The 22,676-nt window shown below is 41.4% G+C and carries 16 protein-coding genes and 1 tRNA gene; 5 read left to right on the forward strand and 12 right to left on the reverse strand.

From position 1 onward, the window contains the following. Positions 1 to 82: 82 nt before the first annotated feature. The 6 genes from ACFG4S_RS32985 to glcD all read right to left on the reverse strand — a co-directional run bounded on the left by ACFG4S_RS32985 (position 83) and on the right by glcD (position 8,898). Positions 83 to 1,651, reverse strand: coding sequence for a metallophosphoesterase family protein (locus ACFG4S_RS32985; RefSeq protein ID WP_392533050.1), 1,569 nt, complete (start codon positions 1,649 to 1,651; stop codon positions 83 to 85). 790 nt (positions 1,652 to 2,441) lie between these two features. Further along, positions 2,442 to 2,513, reverse strand: a tRNA-Lys gene (locus ACFG4S_RS32990). Between the two features lie 63 nt (positions 2,514 to 2,576). Then, complete coding sequence (locus ACFG4S_RS32995; RefSeq protein WP_392533051.1) at positions 2,577 to 4,832, reverse strand: GAF domain-containing protein; 2,256 nt, start codon at positions 4,830 to 4,832, stop codon at positions 2,577 to 2,579. Between the two features lie 438 nt (positions 4,833 to 5,270). Then, positions 5,271 to 5,840, reverse strand: a complete 570-nt coding sequence (locus tag ACFG4S_RS33000) for a hypothetical protein (protein WP_392533052.1) — start codon at positions 5,838 to 5,840, stop codon at positions 5,271 to 5,273. A 53-nt stretch (positions 5,841 to 5,893) separates the two neighbouring features. Continuing rightward, complete coding sequence (locus ACFG4S_RS33005; RefSeq protein WP_392533053.1) at positions 5,894 to 7,123, reverse strand: glycoside hydrolase family 10 protein; 1,230 nt, start codon at positions 7,121 to 7,123, stop codon at positions 5,894 to 5,896. Between the two features lie 302 nt (positions 7,124 to 7,425). Beyond that, positions 7,426 to 8,898, reverse strand: coding sequence for a glycolate oxidase subunit GlcD (glcD, locus tag ACFG4S_RS33010; RefSeq protein ID WP_392533054.1), 1,473 nt, complete (start codon positions 8,896 to 8,898; stop codon positions 7,426 to 7,428). A gap of 220 nt (positions 8,899 to 9,118) precedes the next feature. Here glcD and ACFG4S_RS33015 point away from each other — a divergent pair, with 220 nt between their 5' ends. Next, a complete protein-coding gene (locus tag ACFG4S_RS33015; RefSeq protein ID WP_392533055.1) occupies positions 9,119 to 9,331 on the forward strand; it encodes a DUF2281 domain-containing protein in 213 nt (70 codons plus the stop codon). A gap of 70 nt (positions 9,332 to 9,401) precedes the next feature. Here the strand turns inward: ACFG4S_RS33015 and ACFG4S_RS33020 are convergent, their stop codons facing one another. Continuing rightward, positions 9,402 to 9,650, reverse strand: a complete 249-nt coding sequence (locus ACFG4S_RS33020; RefSeq protein ID WP_392533056.1) for a hypothetical protein — start codon at positions 9,648 to 9,650, stop codon at positions 9,402 to 9,404. A 251-nt stretch (positions 9,651 to 9,901) separates the two neighbouring features. On the opposite strand from ACFG4S_RS33020, the gene ACFG4S_RS33025 reads away from it, so the two are divergent. Further along, positions 9,902 to 10,630 carry a Uma2 family endonuclease gene (locus ACFG4S_RS33025; RefSeq protein ID WP_392533057.1) on the forward strand — a complete coding sequence of 243 codons (729 nt, stop codon included), beginning with the start codon at positions 9,902 to 9,904 and terminating at the stop codon, positions 10,628 to 10,630. 60 nt (positions 10,631 to 10,690) lie between these two features. On the opposite strand, the gene miaA is transcribed toward ACFG4S_RS33025, so the two are convergent. Continuing rightward, positions 10,691 to 11,593: a tRNA (adenosine(37)-N6)-dimethylallyltransferase MiaA gene (gene miaA / locus ACFG4S_RS33030; protein ID WP_392533058.1), complete on the reverse strand. Its 903-nt coding sequence runs from the start codon at positions 11,591 to 11,593 to the stop codon at positions 10,691 to 10,693. 276 nt (positions 11,594 to 11,869) lie between these two features. Here miaA and gyrB point away from each other — a divergent pair, with 276 nt between their 5' ends. Both gyrB and rpoD read left to right on the forward strand, forming a co-directional pair. Next, a complete protein-coding gene (gene gyrB / locus ACFG4S_RS33035) occupies positions 11,870 to 13,807 on the forward strand; it encodes a DNA topoisomerase (ATP-hydrolyzing) subunit B (RefSeq protein ID WP_392533059.1) in 1,938 nt (645 codons plus the stop codon). Positions 13,808 to 15,330: 1,523 nt separating this feature from the next. Beyond that, positions 15,331 to 16,500 carry an RNA polymerase sigma factor RpoD gene (gene rpoD, locus ACFG4S_RS33040; protein WP_335118850.1) on the forward strand — a complete coding sequence of 390 codons (1,170 nt, stop codon included), beginning with the start codon at positions 15,331 to 15,333 and terminating at the stop codon, positions 16,498 to 16,500. Between the two features lie 138 nt (positions 16,501 to 16,638). Here rpoD and ACFG4S_RS33045 read toward each other — a convergent pair whose 3' ends face one another. The 3 genes from ACFG4S_RS33045 to ACFG4S_RS33055 all read right to left on the reverse strand — a co-directional run bounded on the left by ACFG4S_RS33045 (position 16,639) and on the right by ACFG4S_RS33055 (position 20,222). Next, positions 16,639 to 16,824: a chlorophyll a/b-binding protein gene (locus ACFG4S_RS33045; RefSeq protein WP_118165232.1), complete on the reverse strand. Its 186-nt coding sequence runs from the start codon at positions 16,822 to 16,824 to the stop codon at positions 16,639 to 16,641. Positions 16,825 to 17,454: 630 nt separating this feature from the next. Beyond that, positions 17,455 to 17,646, reverse strand: coding sequence for a hypothetical protein (locus ACFG4S_RS33050; protein WP_392533060.1), 192 nt, complete (start codon positions 17,644 to 17,646; stop codon positions 17,455 to 17,457). Between the two features lie 32 nt (positions 17,647 to 17,678). Then, positions 17,679 to 20,222 carry a DNA topoisomerase (ATP-hydrolyzing) subunit A gene (locus ACFG4S_RS33055; RefSeq protein WP_392533061.1) on the reverse strand — a complete coding sequence of 848 codons (2,544 nt, stop codon included), beginning with the start codon at positions 20,220 to 20,222 and terminating at the stop codon, positions 17,679 to 17,681. Between the two features lie 569 nt (positions 20,223 to 20,791). Between ACFG4S_RS33055 and ACFG4S_RS33060 the strand changes: the two genes are divergently transcribed. Further along, a complete protein-coding gene (locus ACFG4S_RS33060) occupies positions 20,792 to 21,196 on the forward strand; it encodes a response regulator (protein WP_392533062.1) in 405 nt (134 codons plus the stop codon). A gap of 315 nt (positions 21,197 to 21,511) precedes the next feature. Here ACFG4S_RS33060 and ACFG4S_RS33065 read toward each other — a convergent pair whose 3' ends face one another. Continuing rightward, a complete protein-coding gene (locus ACFG4S_RS33065) occupies positions 21,512 to 22,396 on the reverse strand; it encodes a tetratricopeptide repeat protein (RefSeq protein WP_392533063.1) in 885 nt (294 codons plus the stop codon). Positions 22,397 to 22,676: the final 280 nt, after the last annotated feature.

A 22,676-nucleotide genomic window follows, 5' to 3' on the forward strand; every position in this document is an offset into this window, starting at 1 on the left:
ACCAATTTGAAAAAATAATGCGACAAATAGACCATTTGTAGAGACGCGATAAATCGCGTCTTTGCGATCTCAGGTTAGCTATTTAAATCACAAAAGGTTTAGGTTCGCTATTATACCAAACTTCTCCAAGACGCTCAGTAATCAACGGTCTGACGATAAACTTCGGTGGACGACCATCTAAAACATCAATCCGCACGCATGAATAAGGTAGGCGGTTCTGGAAATTTTCGTCATAGCGACCAACAAAAAGCATTGAATCAGCAACTTTACGACTGGGTTTACCTGGAATTTCTGCAAAAGTTTCCATCAATTCAGTCCCCTCTCGCCGTTGATAACGAGGACGATGACCACTACCACCAGAAATAATGCAGTTAATGTGGGAATCAGCAAATCCAGTATCAGTTGTACAAAGATGCTCCAAACAGTGAGCGTGACCGTTTAAAATCAAATCCACTATAGGACGCTCTTTAATTAGAGAACCAAGATTTTCAGCTACTTGTTCAAACACCCAGCGCAAACGGTGGCGAACCGCCAAAGTTTGTGCTTGATGCCATTTAGTAGCCTCTGTAACGTAGGGTGGATGGTGGAAAAAGATCGCACGTCCACGCACCTCAGAAGTATTCCAAGATTCGATTAGTCTACTTCGCAACCATTCAAGTTGTTCAAAATCGATCGCAGGTATTTTCTCAGACGCTAATTGTTTTTCAATATCAATTTTAATCTCATTAATTTGGTCTAATTTGGCACTAAGCTCATCAAGTTGTTCAGCTTCAGTCGGTTTATCTGGGTTTAGTCCATCCCATATTTTCAAAATCTGCAATTCTTCTCGATCTATATCATGACGACGCTTTTGTAATTCCCGCCGGTAAATTTCTCCTTCTTGAGTCGCTGGTAAAGGTGATGGCGTATTAAAGGTATTAGAATCCAGTGCAAAAAAGTCAATCCCACCGTAACGAAAGGTGTAATAGCGATTGGGTAAGCGAGTGAATTGTCCAGGTTCGTAACGTAAACAACGTCCTTTGTCAGTCTTGGCGGTATAGTGTCGATCTAAATGACGTTCTAACTCTTCAGAAGACATCGCCGCCGTATAATCCATAAACGCCCGTGCATAGGTGTTACCTTGATACGATCCATGCCAGCCAATCTCCGTATCTTTATAGCCCAACAGCCGACGTAGCGAGGATGTTGTTCCTGTAAATAACCGATACATCAACGGCACATCGTAGTAATCATGATTACCGAGTACTGGGAGAAACGGCTGATTAAACACCATACGGTCATAAGAAATGGCTTTCGGATTATCACCACCGACAAGAAATTCCCGGTAAGGTTCAATAAAGTTTGTTGAGTAATACTCTTGAGAACCCACCACATAGATTACATCCCCTGTGTGCAACACAAAACTGCAATCCTCTCGGTGAGGAAGCATCAGTTCGGCAACTTTTCGTTGGGGGTGGTGTGGAGAATGGGATTTAGTACCAGAGTCACCAATAACCATAAAGGAAAATTCTGGATTATCCTGTTGGCGATCGCCAATAACCAGACTAGTTTGGTCGATTCCCCGTTGCACAAAACTCGGATGCATCCACCGCACCCGTTCCTTCATCTTTTGAATTTTCACAGGAATCGGTGGATCGAAAATCAAATTCATGGCTGATAACTCTTCAATGCCTAACGCACAAGCCGATTGTAACGAAATAATAAGGAATGGGGACTGGGGATTAGGGACACTTCTCTGCGAGAGGCTGCGCCAACGACAAGCTCAGTGCATCGCTGGGGACTAAGGACTGAGAAAGTACTCCTAAATACTAGTTTCTTACAGCGATTTTCAGGTAAATGAACCACAAATAGACCTTGCTGGCTATACGCTCGTGTATGGTATCCAACCATACTGGAATTACAGGTTGACCTGCTTTGATTTGGGCGTAGACGTTAGGCGGCTTGCCGTTAGGTATCGCTTGTTCTAATTCAAATTCTACAAGTTCGAGCGTCGCAAGTGAAGACCGATTTCAACAACCCTTCGGATAGAGATGGGTTAAAAAATTTATATCTTATTTTTCAGATTAGCTACAAAAGTTTTCTTAAAAAGGGTGGGTTGAAAGGACTCTTAATCTATTGGTCGTCAATGTTTTGTACAAAAAAATATTTTCTAACAAGGTGAGATGAAATGCACAGTACGTTATGGAGTCTTCCTGCAATCGCCAACTGTGGGTATTTTGCAAAAGCATTTTAGACGGTTTCTTTTAAAGTATCGCAATCACCTAAAAGTGAGATATGGGTGGAATAATATTATAGGAAAGTTATATCTTAGTTCTTTAAACTGTCATTAATTTCTCAAAGAGGATATTAATCTGTTAACAATGACATTAATTAGTGAAAAGTGAGAATAATCTGTTAACAGTGACAAATAATTAGTTAATCTACAGAAGGGCTGGAAGCAGTGGGTGACCTGAGATTCGAACTCAGAACCAATAGATTAAGAGTCTACTGCTCTACCGTTGAGCTAGTCACCCACACGAATAAGGATCATAGCAAACTTATCAGACATTTGCTAGTCCCACAGCCCAAAAAACGAGTTAAAGGGATAATTTAACGGTAAAGCTGGTTTGGCCTGCTGCACTTTCTACATCAATTAAGCCGCCCAAATGTCTAACCATTTTCTGTACTAATGCTAGTTCTAGTCCGGTGCCGCTATGTTTCCAACGATCGTGTTTGGAAAGATGATAAAAAGGCTCAAAAATCTGTGACAGTTCGCTGCTGGTAAGCTCAATTCCAGAATTGGTAATCTTCAACTCTACTTGGTCAACTCTCAGTTCAGCCGAAACTGTGATGTATTCCCCTGCTGGGGTGTATTTGCAAGCATGGTTGAGTAGTTCGGTGACAATCCGCTCTAGGTCTGTGATATCTGTTTCTAAAAGTGGGAGTGTGCGATCGACAGTCAGCTTTAAGTGTTGGCGCTGGCAGTTGGTAAGATCTCGAAAAGACTCGACAATCGGCTGAAGCCAAGTTTGTAAGTCAATGGCAATCAAAGTTGGAGGATCGGGTTCGGCTTCGAGATATGTAAGTGTGAGCAGATCGTTAATTAACTTGCTTTCTCGCGCACACTCATTATGCAAAATCTGTAACAACTGCGGAACTATTTCTATATCTAATATTTCTTTTGGTGTGAGAACACTTTCTAGAGTTTGGGCTGCAAGGCTGATGCTAGTTATTGGTGTCCGCAGTTCTTGAGAGAGATTTCTGAGAAATTCGTTTTTGAGCCGATCGCGTTTTTCTAATTCTTTTACCTGTGCCTGATTTTTTTGGTAGAGTTGTCCTTGACGAATGGCGATCGCACATTCATTTGCGATCTGCTGGACTAAACGAGTTTCAAATTCATCAAAGGCCTCTTGTGTTGGTCTTGTTAACCAAATATTTCCCAAAATTCCTTGAGTATCGAAAATTGGACAAGCCATCTTGGCGATAACTAGTAACGTTGGTTGCCATCCAGGAACAATTTCCAAAAATTGCAAAGGTTGTTTTTGTAATAGTGGCTGGTAAATTTCGGGACGATCTGCAATTTGTCTGGCCAATCCCAAAGACTGGGGTAAGTTCGTAGTGTACTCGTAAGTAATTTTTACCAGGGTTTGGCAGGTGCTATAAAGTTCGATTTGGCAACCATCAAGGTTGAGTAACTGCGCTAATTCTTGGGTGACTGTCTGCAAAACCTGACTTTCATCCAGGTTGTCTCGAATTTGTTCTGTCATCTGTCGCACCAAGGCTTCAAAATTTCGCACCTGCTGCAACTGATTGATGTGCTTCTGTTTGTGCAACTCCATCTGGACTCGGAAATCTTCGAGTTGCTGATGAAGTTCTGCCTGTTGGACAGCAATGCCGATTTGAGTAGCTATCTGCTTGAGTAAATCGGTTTCCATTTGCTGCCATTGATGTAATTGGTGGCAATGCTGGGCAATCAACAGCCCCCAAGCATCTTGCTGAAAAAAAATTGGCACAACTAGATTAGCCCTCATCTGCAAAGAGGCGATTAAATCTATTTGCCAAGGATTTAATCCAGGTGTTTGAATATCTTCAATAACTTGAATGCAATCTCGTTCGTAACGTTCTCCATGTTTGCTACTGAAGTAAGCATCGGTGATGTTTTTTCCCAAAAGCGGATTGCTATCGCTATTAACCGTAGTTGATTCGGCAATGACTACTCCACTATCATCAGTACCAAAGCGATAAATTAACACGCGATCGCTCTTTAAAAACTGCCGCAGTTCTTGGGTTGTCTGATGGAGAATTGTCTCTAATTCTACAGATTGGTGAATCCGTCCGGCGATCGCTTCTAGAAGTTCCTCTCGTTGTGCCTGAAGTCCAATTCGTTGTTCTGCCTCTTTAACAGGAGTAATATTGGTACTAGTACCAATCAATCGATAAATCCGGGAATTAGCATCACGTACAGGAGTCAGAGTTGTACTCCACCAAGTGGGAATCCCTTGGAATTGCAAACATTGTTCGTAAGAAATTGTTTCGCCAAATAGCACGCAGTCAGCATAACGCTGACGTACCCTAGCAGCATCGATGGGCGAGAGAATATCTTCTGGTTTTTTGCCCCGTAGTTCGTCTGAGCAAATTCCTATCCAACGCTCATGAGTCGGATTTAAGGCGACATACCGAAAATCCCCGTCTTCTAGGACATCCACTATAAATATTGATGTTTGCACAGAATCGTACATGCTTAGTAGAAACTGCTCGCTACTACTTTTTTTATCGACTTCTGTGCCGAAGAGAATATGAGGAGGTGATAGTTGTGTCAACTCTATAGTTGATTCAGTCGGATTTATATTCATGCGAGAGTATTCATGCGAGAGTCCCTGTCTGGAATTACTGACTCTTCTAGGCGCTCTCTTGTAGTTATGCTGATAGTAGATGCACTTGGGCGCCTAAGGCAAAGTATTGTCAGCCGTTGCTCATGGAAATTTGTATTTTTCTTTACTTCCGATCGGAAATCTAGGAAAGCTAATAGGTGTCAGCTTCACAAATCCTGCTTTTTGAAGGCGAAAATGCATTTGCAGGTTAGGGCAACTTTGGTAATTTTGAACAGTTTTTCAAAATTGTTGCATATACGTAGGTGCGATCATCAAGTTTTATCAATTAAATTTACAATTTGTCATATTGGTATTGGGCATAGGAAAGAGGAGGCAGGAGGTAGGAGTTTTAAAATGCTTGAATTTTGAATTGATTTGTCTCCCCGATCCTACTGATCTCCCTTGTTTCCCATACCCCATTCACGATCGCAATTTGTGAGCATTAATCCCTGTGAGGATGCCAACCACTAGCCAAGTGATAGCTAATCCCATAACTTCCCCTAAAAATAAGTGCGTCAGGCGGCGTAAAATAATCCCGACAACAGAACCGAAAGGAATAGCGATCGCCCAACTTGCGGAAGAGACAAATATCCATCGCCAGACTACAGCCATTGGCTGGGAAATAGCTAACCATTGTGTCAATCCTATTCCTAAGCCGCCGAGTCCTCCATAAATCGCACCATAGAGAATTCTCAGGGGAAGAAACTCAGTACTAGGTACAATCCAACCCAAAGCACCAATGCCGATGGCAGTGATGATACTCCAACCTAAAAGACTTGACAAAATCCACCTAATACAAAATATAGGTTGTTTGAGAAGACAACCTTGAAGAAGTGCGATCGCAAATCCGCCGACAGTGGCTTCTAATACTCCAATATCAGGCTTTTCGCCAATTTCAATGAATAACAAACTCAATAAAAAACCGCTAAAAGTAGCTAAAGTCCAAAGCAACGCAAAGCTAAATCTAGTATTTTCCGGCGCTAATAGCATCAAGAGGAATGGGAAAGAGGGACAAGGGGAATGACAAATGACAAATGACAAAATTAAAGTTGTAATCGTCTAATAGGCTTGGTATCAAACATATCAAGAAAAGCTTTGCGTCGCTGTTGGGGTGATTCAGGTGAGATGTAACCCCACAGACTTTCCCAGTAGAAAAAGGAGATACCATCAAAATTGCGATCGCGCACTGCCTGAACCTGTGCTTGAATTTGGGGGATTTTGACAGGATTATGCACGGTTCCCGATAATATACCAATTCCTACTGGAATTAGACTTTGAGCTAATTTTACAGATGGTTGTTCAAGTTGAGCGATAAAAGAGTTATTGTCATTTCGATATACCTGCAAAATTAACTCATCAACTAAACCTTTTTTTACCCAATTTTCCCAATCTTGCAAATAGTATTTATAGGCAAAAGCTTGATAGTTGGGTGATAAAGATATTTTGACTTTAGGCTTAACTGCCTTTACAGCTTGATAGATTTCTGCCATAAAATCAGTAATTTTATCAGCTCGCCAACGCATCCATTCTAGGTTAAAAGGATCGGCTGGAGGACTTTTGCCTTGATGCTCTTGTTGATAAAGTTCAACGGTGAAGCGATCGTAGCCAAATTGTACAGGCATTCCAAAATGGTCATCAAGTTGAATACCATCGATATTGTAATCTCTGACTACTTCCAAAAGTAGTCCTTGGATAAACTCTTGAACTTGGGGATGTAAAGGATTCAACCAAGCTTGCTTACTCACTAAAGCATTATCAATTTCTTCTGGTGGAGCATCTTGAATAGACTTTATACCTTTTTGTCCAATTGTTAACCAGTCAGGATAACGCCTTGCTAATTCTGAATAATGCGGCGTCATAAACCCATATTCAAACCAGGGAATAACTCTCAAATCTTTATTTTTAGCAAGTTTTACTATCTCTGTTAAAATATCGTGTCCACCATGCATAAACTTGAGAAAAGGTTGACTATCAGATCCTGTAGTCATTTTGGCTACAGCACTCTTATAAAAAGTATGTCCTCGGTTCCAAACTACAGGATAAATGGTATTAAAGTTAAGAGCGGATAATTGATTTAAAGCGCGATTAATACCCCAAGGTACAAATAGTACACCACTGGCAACATTAGTTAGCCAAACGCCGCGAATTTCTGTAGTTAAGGGACTGGTTTTTTGGGAATAAACTGGGAGTGAAGAGTGTGAAAAAACTGTTATAGCGACTACTAATCCCAAACACAGCAAGGAAGAAAAACAACGGCGTGCAACCCGATTCATTTGTCAGCGTTACCTAGTGCGATCGGAATATATATATAACTACAAAATAAAATTGTAATCCTCCGGATTATGTGAAGAAATGATGATTAAATCAGAATAGTTTAAATCATACATAAGCAATTTGAATACAGTTCAGATAAGTTCAGAACCCTGATGTAGAGACGCGATTCATCGCGTCTTCAAAAACAAATTATCTACACCAAGAATCCTTAAATGAAAAGTATTACAGGCAATTTTAGCCATCAATATACTTAACGATCGCCAAACCAGATCAAATCCAAATGAAAAATAACAAATGAAAATTAAAATCTTTCCACACTTTCAAATTGCTTGAGTGCCGATGCGTTTGCTGCTTCACCACAAGTCCGGGGTGTGGGAAATATCTTCTCAGGATTTGCTAAACCTTGAGGATTAAAAACTTGCCTTACCCATTGCATAGTTTCTAAATCAACTTGGCTAAACATCTGTGGCATATAGCACTTTTTTTCTGCACCAATGCCATGTTCACCAGAAATACTACCCCCGACTTGTACGCAAAGCTTAAGAATTTTTCCGCCCATTTCTTCTACTTTTTCTAATGCTCCATGTACGGAATTATCATAAAGAATTAGCGGATGAAGATTACCGTCACCAGCATGAAACACATTGGCAACACGATAACCGTATTGTTGACTTAATGTCTCAATTTCATGCAGAACATAAGGCAACTGAGTACGGGGAATAACACCATCTTGTACATAATAGTCTGGGCTTAAATGTCCAGCAGCAGCAAAAGCTGCTTTACGTCCTTTCCATAATTTCAATCGCGTTTCTGGGTCACTAGCAGAAGTGACATTACGCGCACCATTCTTTTTACAAATTTCAGTAACCCGCTGTTTATTTCCAGCAACTTCAACTTCTAAACCATCAATTTCTATGAGCAAAATAGCAGTAGCATCACGAGGATAACAATTAGTTGCCACAACATCTTCAACTGCATTAATGCTGAAGTTATCCATCATTTCCATCCCACCCGGAATAATTCCGGCGCTGATGATATCAGAAACAGTTGCTCCCGCAGCTTCAATACTAGTAAAATCTGCCAACAATACACAAATTGATTCTGCACTTTTGAGAATTCGCAAAGTAATTTCTGTGGCAATTCCTAAAGTGCCTTCAGAACCAACAAAAACACCAGTTAAATCATAACCAGGCATTTCGGGAATTTGTCCGCCTAAATCAACAATTTCACCTTCTGGCGTGACAATTTTTAATCCTAAAACGTGGTTAGTAGTGACGCCATATTTGAGACAATGTACCCCACCAGAATTTTCGGCAATGTTGCCCCCAATAGAGCAGATAATTTGACTAGAAGGGTCAGGAGCGTAGTAAAAACCAGCACCACTAACAGCTTGTGTTACCCAACTATTAATCACCCCTGGCTGCACAACTGTGCGTTGATTTTCCAAATCAATGCTGAGGATTTGCCGCATTAATGAAGTCACAATTAAAACAGAATCTTCCAACGGCAAAGCGCCGCCAGATAGACCGGTGCCAGAGCCGCGCGCTATGAAAGGAATAGAATATTGGTTGCATATCTTGACAACTTGGGCAACTTGTTCTGTAGTTCTGGGTAACACCACCACAGCCGGACGTTGGCGATAGCCAGTTAAACCATCGCATTCATAGGTAATAAGTTCTTCGCGGCGTTGCACTACGCCATTTTTACCAAGGACAGCCTCGAATGCTTTGAGAATGGGTTTCCAGTTACGTTGTTTTTTATCTTGGGTAAGCATAGTTTTTTAAATTTCAAGGTAGATGATTGGAGGCTGGTTAGTATAGCTGTAATTACTATTGTTGCAAGAATAGCAGCTAAGAGTGAGTAAAAGGCGATGTCTGACGACAAGCTGCTTTGGGTCTACGCGTTTGTTGTAGAGTAAGTGCGATCGCATCGCCTAATTTGACTGCGGCTGGTTAAAGTAACATAGAGTCAGCCATTAAACAGGAGAAGGTGAGATGACTTCCCAAGCTTTAGATTCCACCTCAAAATTAATTGCCAAGTTGCAAACCCTAGCACCCGAACAGCAACAACAAGTGCTAGATTTAGTGGAATTTCTAGAACAAAAATATGCTCAACCCCAACAAGCACCCCAGAAACGGGTACTAGGTTTAAGCCAAGGTAAGATTTGGATAAGTGATGATTTTAATGAACCTTTACCTTTTGACTAGGGAACAGCATAGGTTAGTGTCAAACCCAATAAAACATACATTTCCATCTAAGAACACCAAGTTTTATGGTTTATTTATCCCTCCAATATCCTTTTACTTCAGTTCCATCCTTACGACGATAACCTTCTACATATATTTTGCTGTTAGAGTTACTTAATGAATTACTACCCCAAAAATTTGTATTATTTTGCTGTTGATTTACTTGTCTAATTCCATCTATTCGTCGTTCTTCTATTTTTAATCTTTCTTGTTTATGTTTTTCTTCTCTTAATTGTTGTTCTTTTTTGAGACGTTCTTCTTTTTGCCTTTGTAGCCTCAAGCGTTCTTCTCGAAGGCGCAGTCTTTCTATTCCCGAAATTTACAATGAACTTAACGTAGCGACGGCGAAATCTATGGAAAGCAATGGAGAGCTTTGGATTAGGGTGAATTAGGTTTAAGTTTTTAATCCCACTAAGCAAACAAGTACGACAATGAAACCTTTATATTGTCACAACCTCTATCTTTCATTAATCAACTAACCTAGAAAATCAACTAACCTAGAAATAACGCTCTCAAATACTGGATATAATCATGGTTCAAGAAGTTTTAATCAATAATGATGATTACTATGTGCCAGATGCCAACCAGCTAGTCACTGAAGATGATACACCTGTGGACAATTTTGCTTCCGAAAAACAACAACGCCTTTTGGTTGGCTCTCTTTACAGTTCTCTACAAAACCAGACTTTTTTAGCAGCAGCCAATGTTGGTATATATCATACAGACGGTCAACCCGCAATTGTACCCGACGTTTTTCTCAGCTTAGATGTGCAAGTCCCTGAAAAATGGTGGGAAAAACAAAATCGTTGTTATATGGTTTGGCGTTTTGGCAAACCTCCCGAAGTTGTCCTCGAAATTGTCTCAAATAAAGAAGGTGATGAACTGGGTAAAAAGCTGCAAATTTATGAACATATGCGGGCTAGTTACTATATCGTATATGACCCAAATCAGCAATTAGGAGAAAAAGTACTACGCGTTTATGAACTTAGGGGAAGACGCTACTTTGAAACTTCAGAAAATTGGTTAGAACAAGTTGGTTTAGGCATAACTTTGTGGGAAGGTAAATTTGAAGATAGACAGAATACTTGGTTACGCTGGTGCTACCAAGATCGTGCTTTTTTGCTGACTGGGGATGAACAGGCTGAACAGGAACGACAACGTGCTGAACAAGAACGACAACGTGCTGAACAAGCAGAACAACGCACTCAACTACTAGCAGATAGGCTACGAGCTATGGGTGTAGATCCTGATACTCTATAGGACATTCGCTGTCAAGACGCAAAGTTTTTTTTGCGTCTTGACATGAGCAAAAAAATCTGACTAATTTGTGCAACTTATAAACTCATTTATTCGCTGCCAAACATTCTTTAATAAGTCAGAATCGTTCGCATCAAACCATTCAATTTGTCGATACGATCTAAACCAAGTACGTTGTCGTTTGGCAAATTGTCGCGTATGCAAAACTATTAATTCTTTGGCTTCATTTAAAGAAATATCTCCAGCCAAATATTGCTTGATTTCTTGATAGCCCAAAGTATTCAACAAAGACAAATCATCGCCATATTTTTGACAAAGAGATTCCACTTCTGCAACCAAACCATTTGCTATCATTTGCTCAGTACGCTGTTTAATCCGAGTGCCCAACTTTTCAACATCGCAATCCAAGCCAATTTGCAAAATTGGATAATTTGGTGGATTTTCTCCTTGCTGTTCTGATATTGGGTATCCAGTTACATAATATACTTCTAAAGCTCGTAAAGTTCGCACTGAATCATTAGCATGAATTTTTTGTGCGGCAACGGGATCGACTTGTTGTAATATTGCATAGAGTTGATTTTGACCGAGAGATTCAAGTTGCGATCGCAATTCAATCTGCGGTGCAACTCTCGGAATTTTCATCCCTTGAACAATAGAACGAATATATAAACCCGTGCCACCAACTAGCAAGAGTGGCGTAACACCAAGAGAAGCAATTAATGGTTGTGTTTGTTCCTGATAGTCTGCTACTGTCATCATGTCTGTTGGCTCGCAGATATCTATTAAGTAGTGCGGTATAAATTTTTGTTCAGCCAAAGTTGGTTTCGCCGTCCCAATATCAAACTCACGGTAAACTTGACGAGAATCAGCACTGAGAATTACAGAACCCAACTGCATAGCTAGAGCCAAAGCCAAACTCGATTTACCCGTTGCCGTTGCGCCACAAATCACAATTAATTTAGTCATTAGTCGTTAGTCATTTGTTATGGGGCATACATTAGGAGTGCTGTACATGGATAGCGGGGCGTTTAGCCCGTTCTGAGTTAGGAGTTTTGTTTATCTCCTTGTCCCTTTGTCCCCCTGCTCCTCTGCCCCACTCTTGCACAGGAGTGCAACCCCTGTATAAACTTCTCTTAAAATTGCCCTACAGACGCCAACAAGCCTTTTGTGTTACAATTTTGGAGTGTTTTTACTTTTGTTTGCCTTTAGGCGACTTAAACCCCACGCATCAGGAGAGTTTACATGACGAGCAGTTACAGTGCCGATCAGATTCAAGTTCTGGAAGGTCTGGAAGCCGTCCGCAAAAGACCAGGAATGTACATCGGTACCACTGGACCGCGAGGACTCCACCATTTAGTTTACGAGGTGGTGGACAATTCAATCGATGAGGCTTTGGCGGGTCATTGCACTCATATAGAGGTTGATATCAATGCAGATGGTTCAGTGACTGTAACAGATGATGGTCGCGGTATTCCCGTCGATACTCACTCACGCACCGGAAAATCAGCTTTAGAAACTGTAATGACAGTACTACACGCCGGTGGTAAGTTTGGCGGCGGTGGCTATAAAGTTTCTGGAGGATTGCACGGGGTTGGTATTTCTGTTGTTAATGCCCTATCTGAGGTAGTAGAAGTTACAGTTTGGCGAGATAAAAAGGTTCATCTCCAACGCTATGAACGCGGTATCCCAGTTACCGAACTACAAGTCAAGCCTTACAAAGAAGCTAGAACTGGAACTTCTGTCACCTTTAAGCCTGATACGCAAATCTTCACTACTAGCATTGAGTTTGATTACATCACTTTATCAGGTCGCTTACGAGAATTGGCGTATCTGAATGCAGGTGTTAAAATTACCTTTACTGACAACCGTCTAGAACTCCTAAAAAGCGATACACCCAAAGTAGAATCCTACAATTACAAAGGTGGTATTAAAGAATATATCGCTTACATGAACCGTGAAAAGCAACCCCTGCATGAAGAAATTATCTATGTGCAGGGGGAACGGAACAATGTACAAGTGGAAGTTTCCTTGCAATGGTGTACTGATGCTTACACGGATAATGTTCTCGGTTTTGCCAACAATATTCGTACAGTAGATGGTGGTACGCACTTAGAAGGGTTGAAAGCAGTTCTGACTCGGACATTAAATGCGATCGCCCGTAAGCGCAATAAAATTAAAGAGAATGAACCTAACCTCAGTGGCGAACACGTCCGTGAAGGTTTGACTGCGGTAATTTCGGTTAAAGTCCCAGATCCAGAATTTGAAGGACAAACCAAAACCAAACTCGGTAACACTGAAGTTCGAGGAATTGTTGACTCTTTGGTAGGAGAAGTCCTCACTGAATATCTAGAATTTCATCCTGCCATAGCAGACTCAATTTTAGACAAAGCTATCCAAGCTTTCAAAGCCGCAGAAGCAGCCCGTCATGCGCGGGAATTAGTTCGGCGCAAATCTGTACTGGAATCTTCGCCATTACCTGGTAAATTGGCAGATTGTAGTTCTCGCGATCCCAGCGAATCTGAGATATTCATCGTGGAAGGGGACTCAGCCGGTGGGAGTGCCAAACAAGGACGCGATCGCCGCACTCAAGCTATCTTGCCTTTACGTGGTAAAATTCTCAACATTGAAAAAACCGATGATGCCAAAATCTATAAAAACAACGAAGTTCAATCGTTAATTACAGCACTTGGTTTAGGTGTCAAAGGTGACGAATTCGATTCCACTCAACTGCGCTATCACCGGATAGTCATTATGACGGATGCTGACGTAGATGGAGCGCATATCCGGACTTTGTTATTAACTTTCTTCTATCGATATCAGCGAGCGCTCATCGAACAAGGCTTTATCTATATTGCTTGTCCCCCGCTGTTTAAAGTAGAACGCGGACGCAATCATGAGTACTGCTATAGCGATCGCGAAAAAGATCAAACAATCGCCAAATTTCCTGCTAACGCCAATTATACCATCCAACGTTTCAAAGGTTTGGGGGAAATGATGCCTCAACAACTCTGGGACACCACCATGAACCCAGAAACCCGCAAAATGAAGCAAGTCGAAATTGAAGACGCCGCCGAAGCCGATCGCATCTTCACAATTTTAATGGGCGATCGGGTCGCACCTAGACGAGAATTCATCGAAACCTACGGTTCTAAACTCAACTTCACGGATCTAGATATTTAATTCAATTTTTTCTCACGGTTCTGATAATTTGTGAAGCCGATCATGGGTAATGGGTAGAAACCTATTACCCATTGCATTTTTTATCGACTTTTATGCTACACGCACTACAAGAACTCTCAATTTTTCAGTTAACAAGCGATCGTATAATTTTAGTTATTGTAAAGATTTCAAAAAATCAAAGTTCGACTGCAACATATTTACCGACTAAGTTGGTATAGGGGATCGACTAATGCCTTTTGTACTGACTCGCTGATTAATTTCGCCCAACAGCTAGAAACACATTTGTTATGCTTGAAGAACATAACTAAATACAATTTATCAAACAAGAATTAATAAGTATCTTGAGGATTTCTCATAATTAAGATGATAAAAAGATGAAAAATTCCCCCAAATTTACTGAATTAAAAGTGTTTAAGTTTACAAAAGTTTTACTGAAAAAAACTTACAAACCAAGTCATTAGGCAACTATTGGAGTTTTCTTGGCTTAAGGCTATGACTATTGTGAGCAAACACCATCTGGCTGAAAACTTGTTAATATCTTGATGTAGTAGCGTTGCAATAGCTATTGCCTCGTATGTATCTAATTTACTAGTGCTTTATTTAAGCTAATGCCTACGATCTTCCAAGACAAATCGTTTTTGAATTGATTAAAATATCCTTGTATACAATAAGAAAAGTTTGTCAAGTTTCATAGGGCTGAAATCGCCACAGTGCGCTAACGTGTGAATAGACCGAATTAATTAAACCGACATTGATCTGCTATCAGGTCGATTCTGCCATAGCCTCGACTCCTCAGTTAAGGTAATTCTTACGCAGAAGGTTAACTACATTTGGAGCAAACACAACTCTTGTTGTATTTATTCAACGGTAAACACCCACTTTGATCGAAAGACTGAATATTTTATGAAGGAAATGTAAAATGGGTAAGTTAACACTTCTGGTCTGAGTTAATATAGCAATGCACTGTTTCTAAGTAATTAACGTTGTGTAAAATACATGAAATTGAGCAAAAGCAAGTGTACTTAACTTTTAAATGTAATGAGAGAACCACTCCAATTCCGAAAAGTGTAGAAAAGATTTAAGGGTATAACTCCCATTTTTAATGTCTTTTTGGTAAATGTGGCTAACACTTGTTTAATGAGTTCATGATTAATACACAAAAAGAGTGCAATTTCTGTGAAACAGGCTACAATCGGAAGAGTCTTTATAGGAAAATCTGCCCAGAACCTGAACTTTTTTGTATCAAGTGGCAAGTTTTTGATAAAGGCAAGTCTTTTTTTAAGACCACTCACTTAAAAGCTATGTGTGATAGCAGCACATATGACATTTACTAAAGTGAGTAAGTCATGTTTAGTAGTGACTTAAACTAAAGTAAAAAACCTCCTACCGGAGGTGCAAAACTGCCGAAAATATCTTTGGTAAATCTGCCAAAAAACTTATTTTCGGTTGGCAACTGGCTCATTTAAAAGAGCATTAAACACATCTTGAGTAATTGATTCTGCAAGGAGCATGAGGAACGCGGCATGAACCAGGCTAACAACGTACTCGAAAGCATATATCAGCCTGACCTAGAAATAATGAATCAGCCTGAGCTCGAGTTAGAAGAACTCTTAATTGATGAAGAAGAGGACTTGCTGATCATCGATGAAGGTGACGAGGAATTTTTAGAGCCTCAGTCTGATGAGGACGACGCAAAGTCTGGAAAAGCCGCTAAATCGCGTCGTCGGACACAAAGCAAGAAAAAGCACTATACAGAAGATTCGATTCGGCTTTACTTGCAAGAAATTGGTCGAATTCGTCTGTTGCGGGCAGATGAAGAAATTGAATTGGCACGTAAAATCGCCGATTTACTGGAATTAGAGAGGGTAAGAGAAAGACTTTCAGAACAGTTGGATCGGGACCCTCGTGATAGTGAATGGGCAGAAGCAGTACAACTGCCACTACCAGCTTTTCGTTATCGTCTGCATGTTGGACGCAGAGCGAAAGACAAGATGGTGCAATCTAACTTGCGTCTTGTGGTTTCAATTGCTAAGAAATACATGAATCGTGGTTTGTCGTTCCAAGATTTAATTCAGGAAGGCAGTCTCGGTTTGATTCGCGCGGCGGAAAAGTTTGACCATGAAAAAGGTTATAAGTTTTCTACCTACGCTACATGGTGGATTCGTCAAGCAATTACCCGCGCGATCGCAGATCAATCCCGTACTATTCGCCTTCCAGTTCACCTTTACGAAACCATTTCTCGAATTAAGAAAACCACCAAGTTGCTATCTCAAGAAATGGGTCGTAAACCGACTGAAGAAGAAATCGCTACTCGTATGGAAATGACCATTGAGAAATTGCGATTTATTGCTAAATCTGCCCAATTACCAATTTCATTAGAAACGCCTATTGGTAAAGAAGAAGATTCACGATTAGGCGATTTTATTGAGTCCGATGGAGAAACTCCAGAAGACCAAGTTTCCAAAAATCTCCTGCGCGAAGACCTCGAAAAAGTCCTCGACAGCCTTAGTCCTCGTGAACGCGATGTTCTCAGACTGCGGTACGGCTTGGATGATGGTCGGATGAAGACACTTGAGGAAATTGGACAGATTTTTAACGTTACCCGCGAACGAATTCGTCAAATTGAGGCGAAGGCACTCCGCAAGTTACGTCACCCAAATCGCAACAGCGTTCTCAAGGAATATATTCGGTAATCAAGAGTTATTAGTCATTTGTCATTAGTCATTGGTAAATAAACAAATGACGAAAGACAAATGACAAATAAATAAAAACCTGGTAGTGAATTAGCACTCCAGGTTTTTTTATTTATAGGTCATCTTGAATATTAAAACCTACAGGATACCCCAAAAATGTAGGAAGCCTTGACCAGAAAAAAGCTCAACTAAGATAGCTGCTGAAAAGCCAATCATTGCTAAGCGACCATTCCAAATTTCTGCTTGTGGGGTAAAACCCCAACGCCAAGCGTTGCGATCTTCAATTACAGGAGTAGTGACTTTTGTTGTGGTTGCATTTGTCATGGTTTGGACTCCAAATTTAATTTTTAAGGTTTATTGCCTTATGTAAACTAATATAACAAAAAATTTTAATAAAGCAACATTTTTTATACTTTTATTTCCATACCTTGACATAAATAGAAATAGCTATTTATACAGATTAAAACATCAGCCTTCAGTCAGATTTACTGAGGTAGAGGAAATGTTATTCAGATTTTTCCCGTCATAAATCTATTAAATTATTGGCAGTAATTATTAAATAATTGATTTACAGTGTTTGTCAGGTAAATGAAATACACAAGGTAGGGGCACAACAATAGACTTCTTGCAGAAGTCGGGAAAAGGGGAAGGTGGAGTCCCCTTTAACCTTTTCCCTTTTCCCACCTCTTGCAAAAAGCACTTTTGCAAGAGGTCTAATGTTCATACATGTCAATTTAGAGCCAGGGCGAATGGAATTACCTGCGACACATTGCGTGAATACAGCACCTTCGGTTAAGGCAAGAGATGCGATTTATCGCATCTTTCTGATCTAGAATTTTTATCAAAAAACCTTATCTGAACCGTAGACTAAAGTCAAATTAAGGTTTTGTTTGTGTAGACGCGGTTTTTAACCGCTTAACTTGACACCAATGAACAATGTTGGTTGAAAAAATACTAAGCCGCTAGCCCAACAATTTGACTATCTACTTCAACTACCCAAGCTAAAAACTCACCCAGCTGCATTTTTTCGCCAAGATATTTTCGAGTTACTTCTGCTAGGTTGGCGGTATTAGAGTTACTTTTAATATCGCCAGCCTCACGCAGGAGTTCGACGCGCAGTTGGGTCAGCGCCTCTAAGTCTTGCAAGCTAGCTTATCGCAAGTTGAATATCCCCTTCATTAAATTCGCACTTCGGCAACAGTGATAATTTTTTCATCGCGGTTGAGTTGAAGGATGCTTTCACCTTTGACATCCCTACCTAATATCGGCACTGTTTCTACAGGTATCCGCACTACCCGATCCTTGTTTGTTACTAGGGCTATCTCACCAGAGGCGATCGCCTTGACCATACCAGCTAAGTTGTCAGTTTTGCTGGCAAATTTCAGCGCTTGCGTGCCTAAATCACCGCGATTAGCTGCCCTCAACTGACTAGCAGCCATCCGCTTGGCATATCCTTCTTGAGTAACTAGCAATAGCTGGTCATCTTTACCGACAGTCACACAGCCAACCATTTGCTGATTTCTCAATAGTCGAAATGCTTGTAAGCCCATTGCTGTACGACCCATGATTGGCAGTTGTTCCTCATTGACTGCAAACCGCAATATTCGCCCACCAGAACTAGCTAAAATCAGATGTTCTCCTGGAGTGTTGAACAGGGTAAATGATAATTGATCGTCGTCCTTGAGCTTCAAAATTGTAATTCCGCGACGAGTCAAGTTAGTAAATTCTGCCAAAGACAAACGCTTAATTCGTCCCTGTTTTGTCACGAGAACCATCTGGCTAGTTTCCAGATTTTCCGGTAGTAAAAAGCGGCTAATCACATCTTCTTGAGCGCCTTGAGCAGCACTACTGAGCATGGTAATCAATGGTTTCCCCCGTGGAGAACGTCCGGTGGTTAGGGGAATCTCTCCCACCTTCACAGGGTAGACTTTGCCACCACTAGTTAGAATTAGTAAATCTTTGTCTGTATCGGTCAATACAGTTTGGATAATAAAGTCATGATCCGCTAGACCATTCTCAGTTTTTGGTTTTCTCCCAGATGGCTGAGTGCGGCGCACATAACCCCGTTGGGTAAACTCTAAAATTGCTTCCTCTGCTGGCTCAGAAGATTTGAGGTTTTCTTCTTCCTCCTCTGCCCCTCTGCCCCTCTGCCCCTCTGCTCCTCTGCCCCTCTGCTCCTCTGTTCCTCTGCTCCTCTGTTCCTCTGCCCCTCTGCCCCTCTGTTCCTGTGTTATTTTCGTCCGCCGGGGATCGTTGTACTTGCGCTTGAGCGATCGCAAATCTTTTTTCAGCGCCTTGAGTAATTCGCGGCGATCGCTCAGTAATCTTTGCAATAAATCAATTTGCTCACTTAGTTCCTCAAATTCTTGCTGCAAGTTTTGTTTTTCTAAACCAGTGAGGCGACGCAACGGCATAGCCAGAATTGCATCTCCTTGTACCTCACTTAAATCTAGTCGGCTACAAAGGTTTATTTTTGCCGTACTACCGTCAGCAGCTTGGCGCAAAATTTCAATGACTTCATCCAAATTAGTCAGTGCTTTGAGCAAACCTTCCACCAAATGCGATCGACTTTGGGCTTTTCCCAACTCATAACTGTAGCGACGGTTAAGCGTTTGTTCTCGGAAACTCAAAAACTCCTGTAAAAGTTGCCGCAAACTCAACTGTCGGGGTTGTCCATCCACTATAGCCAGGAGAATTGCCCCAAAGTTACTTTGTAAAGCTGTTTGGTGATATAAATGCTGGAGAATTTCTTGAGGATTAGTGTCCCGTTTGAGTTCAATTACTACTCGCATCCCTTCGCGATCGCTTTCGTCCCGCAGATCGGAAATTCCTTGTAGGCGTCCTTGATTTACTAAGTCCGCTACCTTCTCAATCCAGCCAGCCTTATTCACTTGATATGGCAATTCTGTAATAATAATTGCCGTCCGTCGCTTGCTTCCTCTAGTGGCTGGAATCTCCTCCAGAGTTGCGACTCCCCGCAGCACAATTCCACCCTTGCCTATGGTATAGGCTTCCCGAATTCCCACCTCACCAACTATTTCTCCACCAGTAGGAAAGTCTGGTCCTGGAATTAGCTCGAATAACTTTTCATCTGACAAATCTGGCGTGTCAATTAAAGCAATTAACCCATCAACTATTTCCCCCAAATTGTGTGGTGGAACATTCGTCGCCATACCCACAGCAATACCAGAACAACCATTGAGCAACAGAAACGGCAACTGAGCAGGTAGCACCGTTGGTTCTTGCTGAGAATTATCGAAGTTGCCGACAAATTCCACAGTTTCTTCACCGATTTCTGTCAGCATTCCCTCATGGCTAATGGGTGCGAGGCGCGTTTCTGTGTAGCGCATCGCTGCTGGCGGGTCATTATCGACGCTGCCAAAGTTACCATGTCCCGCTAGCAAAGGATAGCGGCTAGAAAAGTCCTGTACCAGCCTAACTAAGGCATCATAAACTGATTGGTCACCGTGGGGATGGTATTTACCTAGCACATCACCCACTACACGGGCACATTTCCGATAGGGTCTATCTGGAACTAAACCTAGTTCGTGCATGGCATAGAGAATGCGGCGATGCACTGGTTTTAAGCCATCACGCACGTCTGGTAGCGCTCGCCCGACAATTACGCTCATGGCATATTCTAGGTAAGACCGTTGCATCTCGGTGTGCAGGGCTGTTGGAATTACCTGTCCCGTTGAGAGAAGGTTTAACTGTTTTGCCATGAGTTTTTTCCCTGAAATTTAACTATACAAAAACCGATGGAACTCAATACTCTAGCAACCACAGCATAACGGATGAAGTAGGATTCCTGACAAAATCTTGATAGTCACAAAAGAAGAAGCAGTAGTATCATCCTTGATGACGAGGCTGTAAATTGACTATTAAAAAGAATGCAGACGACTATAATCTACATACGCTGTAATTAGCCAGGATAACAACCGCGATTGCATTTCTTAATTTTGTATTTGGCTGAAAGTCAAGCCAGTTTACTGGCGTTACCTTAGCAGTAGCGTTAGCCCAGCGTCTGATAGAGAGGAACAAGCGTCCGTAGGAATCTTGGCAATTCCTCTTGGGGAAACCCTCATGAGAAACTGCTGAAAGGGTTAGTAGACTAGTACGAACTAGCATGGCAGTTCGGAAACTGACCTCCATCCTGACGCCACTTGCTAAAAAGTGGGAACGCTAAGAGCAAATAAGCTCCGATACCCGTCCAATCCAGTGGTTCAACTTTCTAAGATGAATTTTGAATTTTCAATTGTTGAATCCCTTTACCTCTATAACTAAAATTCTCATGAAAACTGTTTTAATTGTCGAAGACGATCTAATTAATGCTCGTGTTTTTTCCAAGATTTTGTCTAAGCGCGGAGGCTTGGGTGTAAAACATACTGAAAATGTCGAAGAAGTAATGAAAATTGCCCAATCAGGAGAAGCAGACCTGATTTTGATGGATGTTTCTCTCTCTAGAAGTGTTTATCAGGGTAAGTCTGTTGATGGGATCAAAATTACACAAATGTTAAAGTCAGACCCAAAAACAGCAAACTTACCTGTCATTCTGGTGACAGCACATGCTATGGAAGGCGATCGCGAAAACTTTCTCAAGCAAAGCGGTGCTGATGGGTACATTTCTAAGCCAGTTGTTGACCATCAACAGTTTGTTGAACAAATCATCGCCCTTCTACCCAAAGATAACCAATGAGAAATTATGAGTTACAGCAGAATTCAGGAGTCAGAATGGTCTATCTCACGCCGCGCTAACACGAGTAAAACATAATTTATACCTAGCTTTGAGACTTAGCTTGTGTAATTCACAAACTTGAAATCTGCTGTATTTCAGAAATACTCGTCCACCAATGTTTTTGGGTGACTAGTCCCTGTATTAGTTAGTATATATGTACTACGAAAAGGTATGATTAAGCAAGAGTTAGGAGTTAAATATTTCAACTCCCTACTCCCTACTCCCTACTCCCTACTCAGCACGGGCTAAACGCCCCGCTATCCATGTACAGCACTCCTATTGTGTCGGCTGTTGTCCGGGAAGTGATGAGTTTTCCGGTTGCTGTAGGGCTGCTTGAATACGAGGTAATTCTAGGAATTTTTTCGTATCAGATAGTAAACGTTCACCCCAGAGATTTTCTTTGAGAAAATTCAAACTTCCATAGCGCGGATCGATACGGAGTGCGGCTTCTCCGAAGGTAAGTCCTTGCTGGCGCTCGCCTTTAGTATATAGTGCCACTGCCAAGGCTAATAAAGGTTCTGCGGCTTGCTTATCAAGGCTAACAGCAGATTGCCATTGCTTAATCGCTCCTGCAACATTACCTTGTTCGTAGTTGATTAAGCCTATATTGTTGATCGCCGGCCAGAATTTTTTATCTTGGGAGACAGCTTGATTATATTGTGCGATGGCATCTGGAAATCGACCGGTCTGAAAGTAAGCATTACCTAAATCAAACAACCCTTCTGGGTCATTGGGTTTTAACTTCAAACCCTCTTGGTAATTGACAATAGCCTCCTGATACTTTTGCTGTTGAAAATTAGCTGAACCAAGAGCAAACAGAATATCACCATTTTTGGGGTTGAGAGATTGTGCTTTTTTTAAGGAAGCGATCGCTCCATCAAACTCTTTGGTTTGCAACTGCAATCCACCTAACAGCAACCATACCTTATCATTTTTAGGAGCCAGTTGAGAAGCCAGCCGCGCTCGTGGCAAAGCTAACTCAACCTGTTGAAACTGAGCTAGTTGAGCCGCTTCCTGTGCTAAAGTCAACCCCTGCTTTTCTAGCTTTGCTGGATCTAGCTGCAATGTATGGGGTATTAATGCCTGCGCGTTAGCGGCTTTTGGTACACTCCAAATACTACAAAAAACCAGAAGAAAAATCAAATAAAAATGTTTAGGCACACTATCGCCTCTAAGCCACTACTCAAAGAATCTTTCAGCTAGCTTAAACGATCTCCGCGGTTGACGGCAGCAAAATTTTATGTGATTTGTCATTTGTCATTGGGAAAAAGAGTTCTGTTAGCGGATAGCTAAGGTTTAGCCCGTGCTGAGTTAGGAGTGCTGAGTTAAGAATTAGTATTATCTCCCCAGACTTCGGCTACTTCGGCTCCACGGTAGTTGAGCGTAGTCGAAACTCAGTACAAGTCTCCCCATCTCCTTGTCCCTTATGCCCAATACCCAT

Source organism: Nostoc sp. C117, from assembly GCF_043099735.1.
In the GTDB taxonomy this organism is placed as follows: Bacteria; Cyanobacteriota; Cyanobacteriia; order Cyanobacteriales; family Nostocaceae; genus Nostoc.